This window comes from Anaerovibrio sp. JC8 (assembly GCF_002100115.1).
Classification (GTDB): domain Bacteria; phylum Bacillota; class Negativicutes; order Selenomonadales; family Selenomonadaceae; genus Anaerovibrio.
Map to the genome: position 1 here is coordinate 126,440 of NZ_ANBM01000002.1, position 12,432 is coordinate 138,871.

The window sequence follows — 12,432 nt, forward strand, 5'->3', positions numbered from 1 at the left end:
GACAGCCAAAATGATTTCATTGCCATCATTACATAATGCTCCTATATAGAATATGGAAAATACTACAATTAATCCCCACGTACTTCTCTTAAGTCTCTTCATTACGTCACAAAATGGTATAATAATCACCCTCCCGCTAAACTTAATAATCATTTTTCTGCTTTTATAACGCCACGTCTAACATATGGTTCATCCAACTCTTCATCATAATAGAACAACATATATCCTGGTGAAGTGGTTATCTTGTATCCATATGCTTGTAAGAATTTTGTTATATCATTTTCGGCATTCGCTTTATGATAGGCACAAAGCAACATAGTTTGAATTCGCCCTAATGTCGTTTTAGCACCTTCTAGCATAGGTAATTCAAATCCCTCAATATCTGCTTTTATAAAATCCAATTTTTTGTTTTCAAAGTAATCATCAACTGCAACAGTTGTATCACTTGTTTTTGAATCAATATACTTTGGAACAATTTCAACTTTATCACGATACGGTTGAAACGTATACTGCAGTGCCTCTAACCAATCGGGGTTACATTCAAACACGTACACTTTCTGCGCATCATCTATAACATCCAAAGAAAAGAATCCTTCCGCTGCACCCATATCTGCAACATGTTTACCCTCAATATCAGCTTTTCTCACTGCATAATGATGTGGAGATAATTCATCCTGTTCCTTGTATATTTCACGCATATAATTTTTGACCTCATGCTCGGACATACTACGCTTCATATACATTTTCTTGCCATTATGAATTACATACCGTAATCCTATTGCTTCATCCAAGAATACATCTATATCAAAGTTTTTAAATTTATCTACAAACGGATAAGGAAAAACTGGAATCCCCCCCCCTATATATGAATAATTCTTCAAATAATCAAGTATTTCCTTTTTCTCCGCATCTCCATCTATGCTCTCTAAATATTTTACAGTTTCATAGATTTTATTATAAATGAATGCTTTGCCACGCTCTTTTTCGCGAATAGACGCTAATAAATTCAGTCGACATCTTTTAATCAAAAATTTCATCCAATTAATATTCATATCTTTAGCCCACCCAAAATTTAATCTTATTTTTTCTGCAATTTTTTCAGTAACAAACTCTGGCCAATAAATAAACTTCCCCTTTAAGTGATTACAAAAATTCCCGTCATCATTCAGCTTTTTCCACAATAATTTCTTGTATTTTGCTTTGTGAAGTATTGGAAATTTATCATAAACATATTGATACTCATAATGTAAAAGGTCTTTATCCGCTAAACAACTATATGTTAGTTGACCATCACTTTCCCCTATGGAAATTAAATACTCTCCTAAAAAAAACGATTCTGATGTCTGTAATACTCGCAAATATAGATCAATGTCAACCAAATATTTTAAGTTTTCATCAAAAAAAGGGAATTCCTTCATATTACGAAACATGGTTGCACTAGGTGCACCTATACTATTGATACGAAAAAGTTCAGCTACATCCTTTTGTAACCGTTTTTGATGTTTATCCGAACTAAACGTAGGCCTTGCCTCTCCATCACGATATTGTAGTGTAGCAGTATATATCATAAAACAGTTAGGATGTGCCTTAAAACATTCAACCATTTTCCGCAAGCTATCCTGCCTTGTAAAAAAGTCATCGTGATGCATAAGTTTTATATATCCCTTAGGAGGTAGCATATGCTTTCTAGCCATATTAATAACTTGATTGCAATTTTTCGTAGCCCCCAACGAAATATCATTTCTGTGATATACCAAATTAGGCATATGCAGTGACTGTATCAGTTTATAAACATTATCTTTTCGCGAATCATCTGATATAAACAATGTATAATTATGATAATCCTGCTTTATAATGGAATTAATCAATCTTTCCAGTGTAGCAGGATTCTCGTAACAGGGAACACATATTGCTATATGTTCATCATCCACAATAGATCCCATTTTATTTTCTCGCTTTCCATTTCGCCCTAAAATGATTATTAATTTTAAAATATTTTTCCTGTTCAGTGTAATATTGAATATTGACTTTGCATAGCTCTAATTCCAAAATTAAGATCGTATATCCATTAACTACCACATTCTTTCTTTAAGAATTACGTTATTAAGTGTAATAACTTTCAACGCTCCGGTACCAACCAATGAATTTGTAGCTATGCCAATAGCCTCCACATCTTCTTCATGAATAGTATCCGCATCAAAGGTATATGTCCATTTTCTACGTGGCTCCTGGAAATCAAAATTATCTAAATAGTAACGTCCTCCACGTAGTTTAAAAGCTAAAAACGGCTGCGGGCCAAAGCTGTCCTGGTCAGTTTCAACAACTAAGATGCATTTTCCTTTATATCGTTTGACTTCAGTATTAAGATGTATAGGTGTGTCCGATAACTTTAATACTTTTTTCGCTGCTTCTGAGGCTTTAGCATTTACCCACTTAACATTTGGAAATCTTTTCTCAGCCGATTTCAGCATATCATACATATCTTCTATATCCGGCCTCATATCCCTAAAATCGTGGTCTGCAAAGGCAATTATTGTGTCTTCCCCCGCATCAGCACGGGCAAAAGCCTTGTCCACCTCATCCTGCGTCATACACCGCATACGAGTCCCAACATTCAAACAACGGAAAATTGTACGCCTACAATCGCCTGGCACCTGATAATCATCATGTGATGGATGATATGGTTCCCATGTAGAAGGAGCCCGTCTCCAGTCGCCATTACGCCCGTCGGCAATCCCACCTTGTTCTCTATCATACTCCGTAAATTCTACGGCCTGATTTGCATAATCAAATGGAATATATTGCTCCAACAGCCAATGACTATCCGGTCGCTCAGTATGATAACCTGGCCTAAAACAATTCGGGAAAAAGCCCTTGTCTATTAGACGCCGTGCCAAAGACTGCAAGATATGAGGTGAATTAATATAAGACGTTGCACAACGATTTGCTTCGCCATATGTACTCATCGGATGAGCATGCCACTGAAATTCATCATACTCTATGTCATGCAGCGCATAGAATTGTTTGTAATGATCCCAAACATTATGATACCCTAATGCCCTGTCGCGAGGATTGGTGACAAAATCAGCCAAATCAACAATGAACCAACTATAAGTCCACCCATTACCATAGGAATCTTTATACTTTTTTCGAAATCCATCAGACGTCAGGTCAGACAGCATATCTTCCACTTCATACCATGTACGGCAGTAACTTTGAAATCTCTTGCTGAATACATAACTGGCAACTTCTTCAAAACCGCCTAAATCTATTTCCTTCCTTTGAATCTTTTCCAGTGTCTCATATGATGGCTTTAAACGAATGCCCGTCAAGCCATAAACTCTATCAAAAGTGGCGGTAATCGACTCATTTAACGGACCTTCTGTATCAATACAATGAACAACATATACGTTTCCATTCATCACGCAGTTCTCCTCTTATGACAAAATCAACCTATATTATCCCTTATTTCTCCGAAATCATAATACTTTGAAAATAAATAATTCGCAATAACTTCCATCAATTCAAAATCATTTTCATGGTCCAAATCCAACACTGCTGTGTCAAACATTTCAATAACTTCGCAATACCCATCCAAGACGCCTTTACCAGAATTTAAGAACTCCGGCGAATACGCATACAACGAGGCATTCATGTCAAATATCTCCGGAGCCTGCTGCCTAGCTGTAAAATTAGAATCTATTACCTTTTTATAGCCATGCTCTGTCTTCTTTACCTGGTTGAAATACGGATTTCTGCGGGCAGTAGCAACCGTTGTAGTCACATCCGCCTTTTTTTCAATATGCTTATTAATAACGTTTTCCAGGTCTATTACACGACGCAACGGTGAAGTAATATCCAAATCAACGACCATATCATATTTATATTCTTTGCGGGCTTCCATAATCTTCAAGCAATTTTTTATTACAGCCACTTTTCCTACTACATCACCACTTAACTCGGGCACTCGCTTTATTGTTTCAACTGGTCGTAAACCAGACTCTGCCATCATTGCCAACAATTCATCGCTATCCGAATTAACGACAATATCATATTTGATTTCAGAATGGCCTTTTAAATATAAATCAATAACAGATAATGTATAGAACGGCAGTGGCCTACCTAAAAACGGCTTTATATTTTTATTCTTTATTCCCTTTGAACCAGCTCTGCCGCAGATCGTAAATAATGTTCTCATTATACTTCTCCCTGAGTCAGTCTTAAGACATCTATCGCATGTTTAATATCACTGTCTTCGGCAACCTTACCTTCTATCATATCCAGAAAATGTTCAAGTTCCCGAATCTGATAATCATCTCTTTCCTCCTGGAACTCCAGCACTTTATTGGACGATAAAAAAGAAATCCTGTTATTTGCAATATCACCAACAATAGTGTCCTCTTCTGTAAATAACATCATTTCTCTAATGGTTTTCCTACCGAAATAATCCAGATGCAACTCCACAACCTTATTAGTATATTCTGCAATATAAATGGCATAATCGTCACTATCAATATCCAGGTTTGATTTTTTGCCAACCATGGCATTTACCTTACCAGGCTTACCAAACAAAAAGGTCAGATAATCCCATTCATGTATCAAATCTATTGAAACACCTCCACCCATATCTTTGTGGGCACTGTAGGTATTTCTGTAATCCTGTCCCGGACGCCAGTCTGGCAAATAACTGGAAGAAATACTTCTCACAGATATTATCTTCTCGGTATCTATATTTTTTTTGATATACTGAATGACTGCATTATATCTTAGTGGACAAGCAACATAATAAACTGAACCACCTCTAGGGACATACGCGTTAGCCGCCTCTAACTGGGCCATGGAAGTAATCGGCTTTTCAATAAAAAAGTGCTTACCGTGGCTAGATACCTTATTCAAGGTATCTAGATGGCATTCAGTTGGATTAGTTATAAAGATAACATCATAATCCATGGGCATCTCATCAACAGAACCATATACATTATTTATCAAACTGTAAACTGCTTCGCTGCCTTTTTTCGCACATCTTCTGACAGCATCTATATTAAGTGCTATTTGTCTTTTCTCACAAATATGACTTAAATTTATTATGTGCCGCTTTGCAATTGAGCCAACACCAATAAAACACACCTTGAGTTCTGTCACTTCTGCTCCTCCAATGAGTCTATCAGCTTCAGAATTTCATAATCCTGAGCAAAGCCATATTCAGCATTTTTGTCACCATTTACAACGGAGAAAAACTCCTTCAATTCATTTTTATAGGCATTTTCCACAACAAATGCCCTGTAGCCCTCTTTATGCTCTTCCTTCTCATGTAAATGAACCTGTACCAGTGCATCTTTATCGTTACAGTATTCCAGCAACGAATCCGGTGTACCACTCCACTTATAATACTCTTTTTCCCGATATGCCTCTAATCTTCTTACTGCTACAGGCGAAACCACATCAACTATTAAACATCCTTTATTACCATTTTCGTGCTTCATCGTAATAATGTAATTATCATTATAATCAATATTTAGCTCCGTTTGGCAATCAGAAACTACACTATAATCAATTACTTTACCAAATGTCTTCGAAAGCCACGGCAATTCTATTGCCATGATTTCCCTGCACCCATTAGTGCGCTTATCTCCAATAAAGAAATCCTTATAGTTTTCCCATGGATGCCAATCTGGCAAATATTGACCAATATGATACACATAATTCCACTTACCACTTGGTGAAATCTTTTCCCGTAAATATCTTATTTCTTCTCTGTACAAAAAAGTAGATGATAAGAACAACGTGCACCCATTCTTTTCGGCCAACTTCATATTTTCTACATAGCCATCAGATACCAAATTAAGCTCCGTGAAAACATGCCATTTGTTATTTAAGCATTCAGCAATTATCGCATTATGCGATAGTGGAGAAGTACATACTAATGCCGTGTCAATCTCTACGGCTATTTTTGCTGCAGAAATAGTAGAATACGTTGCTATACCATACATTTCTCTGGCTTCTGCCTGACGATCTTCACGTCCATCTACACCATATATAGCAAACTCGGGATATAGCTCTTTTATAAGCCGTATCCTGCGCTTTCCCATCGAGCCTAAACCAACCACCAATATATTCATGCTGCACACTCCACCATAATCTCTAAAAAATGCTTATACTGATTTCAAACATCATAAAATGGCTTTTTCAAATCAATATGACCGTTAAGAACAGTTGCCGTTGCCCTTTGTGCAATATGCACTGCTGCAGTTCCATCACCATATGGACTTATCACATTTTTGCATACTGACCTATGTTCATCAGATAATGCTTTTTGTATCGCATTTATAATACTTTTCTTGTCAACACTGCAATTAATAATACTTTCAGACTGTAATCTTCCTCTTTGTCTGTCCCCTATATTTACCGTAGGAACATGAAATGCCGGCGTTTCTATTATACCACTGGACGAATTCCCCAACACAAACTCAGAATACCTCATAAGGGACAAATATCGCCTTATTCCAAGTGAAGTATATACATGAAGATTATTTATTCTTGTTTCTGCGTCATCCAGCAACGCATTAATTCTGGCACCACCTTGGTCAGCATTAGATTTTGTTACAATAAACTCAATAGCTGGAAACTCCTTTATTGCACAGACAAACTCATTTATTTGTCGCTCTACATCCGCGCCTTCCATTGTAACCGGATGATAGGTACATAACGCATATTTACAATCACTCAATCCAATACTTTCCAACGCTCCTAATTTGCTCATATCAGCAACAGTCAGTATATTATCTATACTGGTCGAACCATAATTAAACACCCGGTCAGGAGATTCACCCAATTGGATTACCCGTTTTCTGCTATCCTCATTCGTTACAAAATGAAGATAACTCATCTTGGTTATTGAGTGGCGAATCCATTCATCCATAGCCCCCTCAGTAGTGTCGCCACCACACATATGGAATATCGGGGTTCTAGTATTTCCAGCTGCTATTGCAATAGCCAAAGCTTCATATCTGTCACCAAGCAAGATAACGGCATTGTACTGTTCCCTAGTAAATAACTCTGTAAATTTTACCAGAGTCTCGGCCTGGTTATTAGAAATATCCAATTCAGTTTCAGATTCAACAGAAATAGGCAGCTTCAAATCCACCCTATCCCCAATTTCATTTATGGTCATTCCGTAGTTTTCGCTTAAATGAGTACCGGTGACAATTAAATCTGCCCTGAATTCTATATTTTCTCTTTTTCGTAATTCTTTTATCACTGGCGACAAAAGACCGTACTCTGCCCTTGTTGCAGTTACAATAGCTATTTTTTTCATAACTCTATTAGTTCATCCTCTGCAAAATCTCTAATAGCTTTTTGCCCCAAAACCTCATTCCATCGCATTGGGCTTATCCCCGTCCCTGGCCGCTTAGTTGTCAGATTATCCTCTGTAAATGCTTCTCCGGCCTTAATATTTTTGGCAGCGATAATACTCTTTCTGGCTACGGAAACATTAGCCATTTCTGAAGCTGCCGGCACTTTATTGCCATCCCCCAAAGCCTTTTCCACATTTCTAATAGCAGAAATCATCGCCTTTAATTCATCCGGTTCAAGACTAGCCTTATGATCTGGGCCTTCCATGTTCCTGTTAAGAGTAAAATGCTTTTCAATGACAGTTGCCCCAATAGCTACCGCAGCGACAGGCACTTCTATTCCCTTGGTGTGATCAGAATAGCCCACCTCACAGTTACATCGTTCTTTCAGAGTCAACATTGCTCTGAGATTGACATCCTCCATTGGGGCTGGATAATTGGTCGTACAATGAAGTAATTTTATTTTTCCTGCCCCATTTGTTTGCAAAGCTTCAATAGCCGCATTTACCTCATCAAGATTACTCATTCCCGTGGAAAGAATTACTTCTTTTCCTGTCCTGGCTATTTCTACAAGATAAGGATAGTTAGTAATTTCACCTGAAGGTATTTTCCATATATTCTGCAATCCATCGAGAAAACGAATACTCTCAATTTCAAAAGGCGTTGATAAAAATTGAATGCCTGCTTTCTGGCAATAACTAGCCAACTCCACGTATTCTTCCTGCTTCAGAGTCAATTTACTAAGCATCGCTTCCTGAGACTCTTCTACGCCCAGATTTTCTTTCTGATACTCAGCCATTTTTGCCTGTTTTGAAGCCAGCTTATGTGGATTAAAGGTCTGAAACTTCACAATATCTGCGCCACATTTTTTTGCTTCATCTATCAGCCTTTTGGCAATATTTATGTCTCCATTATGATTAACGCCTGCCTCAGCAATAATCAATACCTTCTGCATAATCTTCATCCCTACCTAATAGTTACACCTGCCGGAATTATCTTATAAGGTTCTACCTTTCGGCATTGAATAACAGTAGCATTTGCCCCTATAAAGGCATATTCGCCAACATCGACCTGACCACAAAGTACTGCTCCAACAGCAACATGAGTAAAATCTCCCACCATACATTCGTGTTCCACAAGCGCTTTCGTGTTAATTATTGTCATTTTGCCAATCTTTGCTTCAGCATTTATAATGGTCCCCTTGCCAATAAATGTTCCTTCTCCTATTGTAGCAGAACTGGACACTACTGCACTTGGGTCTATCATAACTGGCAGTTTAAAACCAATTTCTTTAAGCCGACTATATATTTTCTGACGTATTATTCCCTTACCCAAGTAGCCAATGCCAATAGCGGCATTTCTTATACCACTATCAAAAATCTGCCGCAAATTATCATCTGTGCCAAGATATTCGTACTTGGATATGACTTTTGAGACATCAGTATAACCTACAATATGGTATTTACCTTCCCGCTCTATAGTATCAGCAACACTTTTTCCGTGCCCACCGAAACCGACCAGTACCAAATCTTCCATATCACTTCTCCGAAATAATATTCAGCTTCTGCTCCATTCGCTTCATTTCTTCAAATTCGCCCATATCAAGGAATGAGTCCTCACTTATCGGATAGGTTCCCACCTTACCACCGTTAGCCATGACTTTTTCCACCAAATGAGTCATATGGAACATGGTATCGTCTGGTATAAGGTCAATAGTCTCCGGATTAATTACATACATCCCTGTATTTATGAAGTAAGAGAGCTTTGGCTTTTCTTCCATCGAGATTAACTCACCATTTTCACCAGAATTGATTACTCCATATGGAACAGTTATATTCTTTAAAGCCGACACCATAGTGATATCATTGTTATTCTTTACGTGATAATCATATATATCAGCATAATCCGCTCTAATAAGCGCATCACAGTTAGTTACAAACAACGGACAATCAAACTTTTCCTCAATCAGCTTAATGCTACCGCCGGTACCAAGCGGTTTATCTTCCTCGACAAATACTATCTCATAATCAGGATCCAAATCATTAAAGTATGACCGCAGCATTCCCTTTTTATAATTGACAGTCATAAAATATTTATCAATACCATAATCAACATAACAATCAATTATTCTTTCCACTATTGGCGTAGCACCGATGGGAATGAGAGGTTTAGGCAAAATCTTAGTATATGGATAAAGTCTAGTACCCTTGCCACCAGCCATAATAACCACAGGAATCCCCTTAAGACTCTTCTTGGACTTACTGATATTACCATTTCTCTCCAAAATGATGATATCCTTAATTATTTTTTCATCATCAACTATTGGCAGAGCAGTAATGGACCTCGCCAACATTATTTCTCGTGCCTTAAATCGCTCGTTTTCCTTGACAAAAATTGGGTCCCTTTTCATAAAATCTTCTACTGAAGCTGACAAGTCCCCCGCTTTCAAAATCCAACGCCGAATATCCCCATCGGTTACACAACCAATAAGATGGTTTTCGTCATCGACAATGAAAATCAAGCTACATTCAGAGGCATGTGCATCAATTCTTGCCATGGCATCCACAACCTTTAATGGAAGTGAACATACAAAACCGTCTATTCGCTCCTTATCCATGAGCAAACTCCTCCAAAACTTCTTTTACCTGCTGTACTACGTACTCTATATCTTCCTTAGTTATCTGAGTACTGGATGGCAAATTCAAAATTCTCTCCGCATAATATGGTGCTTTTTCAAGTTTATAGGTTGCCTCATGTACATACGGAACCTGTTCGTTGATAAGCCCCCAAATAGCTCTGGTCTGAACGCCCCGCTTCTCCAAAGCAGTGATTATTTCCCGCATGGTGGCCTGTACTTTATCCCTATTAATTTCTAAGGAATAAAACCACATATTAGAAGAAATATCTTCCCTAAATCCAATCATTTTACCCAATTCAAAGCCATCAAAAAGCTGGCAATATAGCTTGAAGTTTTCCTGCTTACGGTGGATGAATTCTGGCAATTCTTCCATCTGGGCTACACCCAGTGCCGCCTGCAGATTAGTCATACGATAGTTATAGCCCACTTCATTATGAATGTAGTAATGCACATCATCCTTGGCCTGAGTAGACAAATATCTAATATGATCTACCACTTTGGTGTCATTAGCTGTAATAGCTCCACCACCACCGGTAGTTATAATCTTATTTCCATTAAAAGAATAGCAACCAAAATCACCGATAGTACCAGCAAATTTACCAGTTAGTGGACCATCAGTATATTTACTCCCCAAGGCCTCGGTCGCATCCTCAATAACCTTAAGATTATACTTCTTTGCAATATCCATAATGGAAACCATATCTGCCATATTGCCAAATACATGCACCACTACGACCGCCTTGACAAGGTGTCCGTTATATGAAAGCTGCGTACCATCAAAGCTACACTCTTTCTCGCAGAATTCCTGCAATTTCAATGGGTCCATACAGAAGCTATCATCACAGTCAATAAACACCGGTGTAGCAAACTGGTACTTTACCGGATTCACTGCCGCAATAAAGGTAAGAGGTGGAACCAATACAACATCCCCTGGGCGTACCCCTGCCTCTACCATGGACAGATGCAGTGCTGCCGTACCACTCTGACAGGCCGCAACGTTGGCCGTATGCAAAAACTTAGCCAGTGACTCTTCCAACTTCGTAATGTAGGCGCCACCAGTGGATACCCATCCCTGGTCTATGGCATCATCCACATATTTTCGCTCATTGCCTTCAAAATTCGGTATAGATAAAGGTATAAATCTGCTCATTACTGTATCTCCCACTAACTATAATATTGCCTTCCCCATTACATTTTACTATCCAACGACTTTCCAGTCTCAATATGCTCAAAATTTGGCAGATAATCCGCCATAATAGCCACCACATCTTCCTTGGTAGTGCTATCCTGCTCAAAGACTGCCGTTAGCTTATCAAATAATGATTTAACCTTTGCCTTATCCGGAATCTGCTTATCAGTAACAATTCCCAAGGATTTAAGCCGATTCATATCCACCTTTTCACTACCAGTATAGAATTCCTCATAAGCCTTTTCACCAGAAGTATTTGAGCCAGAATAATGAACCGGATATTGCTTGCTGCCATTTTTCAGCTCCGCAGTCTTATCAATGGCCTCCTCATCACTTGCACACTCCAGTACTTCATAGCCATGTGCTTCCAAAAAGGCCGTAGCAATCTTATCAAAGGTCATCATCTGTGCTTCTTCCAAACGTGGGAAGAAAATCTCTCTGTTATTCCCCAGCATGCAGGACAGCATACAAATCTGTCCACTTTCTTCTGGAGAAACAAAATAACGCTTTACGTCAGATGGAGCGCTGAGTGGCTGAAGCTTTTGCAATCTAGCAATAAACCCAGCCGGAAGTGAACCATTAGAAAAGGCCACATTGGCAAACCTGGCCGTCTTAACTGGGAATTTATCGGAATAAGCAAATATAACATCTTCCATAATGCGCTTACTTGCACCCATAATATTTACCGGATTAGCAGCCTTGTCAGTAGACACGCAGAAATACTCCTCAGGTGGAATCTCAGCCAGCAAGTCTAACAATTTCTTTGCTTGAAGAACATTATTCTGTAAAAGTGCTTCCACAGAATAAATATCCTTCTCTGAGCGCACATGCTTGTGAGCAGAAAAATTAGCTACGATATCAAAGCCGCCACGACTACGGAACATCTTTTCAAATACAGAAGATGCAAAATTCATAGGATACGGTACATAATCTTCCGGAACAAACATCCCTTTAGTGGAACGCAAATCACGGGTCAACTCAGCCAGTCCGTTTTCATTGGTATCCACCACCACTAACGCCCTCGGCTTAAATGGCAAAATGGCCTTGATAAAGGAGGAGCCAATGGAACCAGCTCCACCAATTACCAACACTGACTTTCCTGCTATCTTTTTGGATAACATTCCTCTATTTGCTTCAATATCTGCAAGAAACATACTCCGCTCCCGCTTGGTAACATATTTATTTATGAATTTGTCTAAATTAAACACTTTGTTACTCCCACTACATTACCACACACCAAAAATAGCATTATA

The 12,432-nt window shown here is 38.5% G+C and carries 11 protein-coding genes; all 11 read right to left on the bottom strand.

What is annotated here, in order from left to right; all coding sequences use genetic code 11:
• Positions 1-149: 149 nt before the first annotated feature.
• On the bottom strand, positions 150-1,943 hold the full coding sequence (locus D081_RS02300) for a glycosyltransferase (RefSeq protein WP_085022520.1): 1,794 nt from the start codon (positions 1,941-1,943) through the stop codon (positions 150-152).
• Between the two features lie 129 nt (positions 1,944-2,072).
• On the bottom strand, positions 2,073-3,422 hold the full coding sequence (locus tag D081_RS02305) for a hypothetical protein (protein WP_085022521.1): 1,350 nt from the start codon (positions 3,420-3,422) through the stop codon (positions 2,073-2,075).
• A 26-nt stretch (positions 3,423-3,448) separates the two neighbouring features.
• The gene (locus D081_RS02310; RefSeq protein WP_085022522.1) at positions 3,449-4,198 is read right to left on the bottom strand and encodes a cytidylyltransferase domain-containing protein; all 750 of its coding nucleotides are present in this window, start codon (positions 4,196-4,198) and stop codon (positions 3,449-3,451) included.
• Positions 4,198-5,142 carry a Gfo/Idh/MocA family protein gene (locus tag D081_RS02315; protein WP_143272100.1) on the bottom strand — a complete coding sequence of 315 codons (945 nt, stop codon included), beginning with the start codon at positions 5,140-5,142 and terminating at the stop codon, positions 4,198-4,200. The genes D081_RS02310 and D081_RS02315 overlap by 1 nt, the downstream gene beginning before the upstream one ends.
• Positions 5,139-6,119, bottom strand: coding sequence for a Gfo/Idh/MocA family protein (locus D081_RS02320; protein WP_085022524.1), 981 nt, complete (start codon positions 6,117-6,119; stop codon positions 5,139-5,141). The genes D081_RS02315 and D081_RS02320 overlap by 4 nt, the downstream gene beginning before the upstream one ends.
• Positions 6,120-6,163: 44 nt before the next feature.
• A complete protein-coding gene (neuC, locus tag D081_RS02325; protein WP_085022525.1) occupies positions 6,164-7,315 on the bottom strand; it encodes a UDP-N-acetylglucosamine 2-epimerase in 1,152 nt (383 codons plus the stop codon).
• Complete coding sequence (neuB, locus tag D081_RS02330; RefSeq protein ID WP_085022656.1) at positions 7,312-8,307, bottom strand: N-acetylneuraminate synthase; 996 nt, start codon at positions 8,305-8,307, stop codon at positions 7,312-7,314. The genes neuC and neuB overlap by 4 nt, the downstream gene beginning before the upstream one ends.
• An 11-nt stretch (positions 8,308-8,318) precedes the next feature.
• Positions 8,319-8,888: a NeuD/PglB/VioB family sugar acetyltransferase gene (locus D081_RS02335; protein WP_085022526.1), complete on the bottom strand. Its 570-nt coding sequence runs from the start codon at positions 8,886-8,888 to the stop codon at positions 8,319-8,321.
• Position 8,889: 1 nt separating this feature from the next.
• Positions 8,890-9,969, bottom strand: a complete 1,080-nt coding sequence (locus D081_RS02340) for a nucleotidyltransferase family protein (protein ID WP_085022527.1) — start codon at positions 9,967-9,969, stop codon at positions 8,890-8,892.
• The gene (locus D081_RS02345; protein ID WP_085022528.1) at positions 9,962-11,140 is read right to left on the bottom strand and encodes a LegC family aminotransferase; all 1,179 of its coding nucleotides are present in this window, start codon (positions 11,138-11,140) and stop codon (positions 9,962-9,964) included. Before D081_RS02345 ends, D081_RS02340 begins: the two co-directional genes overlap by 8 nt.
• A 38-nt stretch (positions 11,141-11,178) precedes the next feature.
• Positions 11,179-12,387 (bottom strand): polysaccharide biosynthesis protein, encoded by a 1,209-nt coding sequence (locus D081_RS02350; RefSeq protein WP_085022529.1) that lies wholly within the window; start codon positions 12,385-12,387, stop codon positions 11,179-11,181.
• Positions 12,388-12,432: the final 45 nt, after the last annotated feature.

Bases quoted from the DNA above. Each gene is read 5' to 3' on its own strand.
- D081_RS02310 (WP_085022522.1), bottom strand. From the start codon at position 4,198: ATGAGAACATTATTTACGATCTGCGGCAGAGCTGGTTCAAAGGGAATA.
- D081_RS02320 (WP_085022524.1), bottom strand. From the start codon at position 6,119: ATGAATATATTGGTGGTTGGTTTAGGCTCGATGGGAAAGCGCAGGATA.
- neuC (WP_085022525.1), bottom strand. From the start codon at position 7,315: ATGAAAAAAATAGCTATTGTAACTGCAACAAGGGCAGAGTACGGTCTT.
- D081_RS02345 (WP_085022528.1), bottom strand. From the start codon at position 11,140: ATGAGCAGATTTATACCTTTATCTATACCGAATTTTGAAGGCAATGAG.
- D081_RS02305 (WP_085022521.1), bottom strand. From the start codon at position 3,422: ATGAATGGAAACGTATATGTTGTTCATTGTATTGATACAGAAGGTCCG.
- neuB (WP_085022656.1), bottom strand. From the start codon at position 8,307: ATGCAGAAGGTATTGATTATTGCTGAGGCAGGCGTTAATCATAATGGA.
- D081_RS02300 (WP_085022520.1), bottom strand. From the start codon at position 1,943: ATGGGATCTATTGTGGATGATGAACATATAGCAATATGTGTTCCCTGT.
- D081_RS02340 (WP_085022527.1), bottom strand. From the start codon at position 9,969: ATGGATAAGGAGCGAATAGACGGTTTTGTATGTTCACTTCCATTAAAG.
- D081_RS02335 (WP_085022526.1), bottom strand. From the start codon at position 8,888: ATGGAAGATTTGGTACTGGTCGGTTTCGGTGGGCACGGAAAAAGTGTT.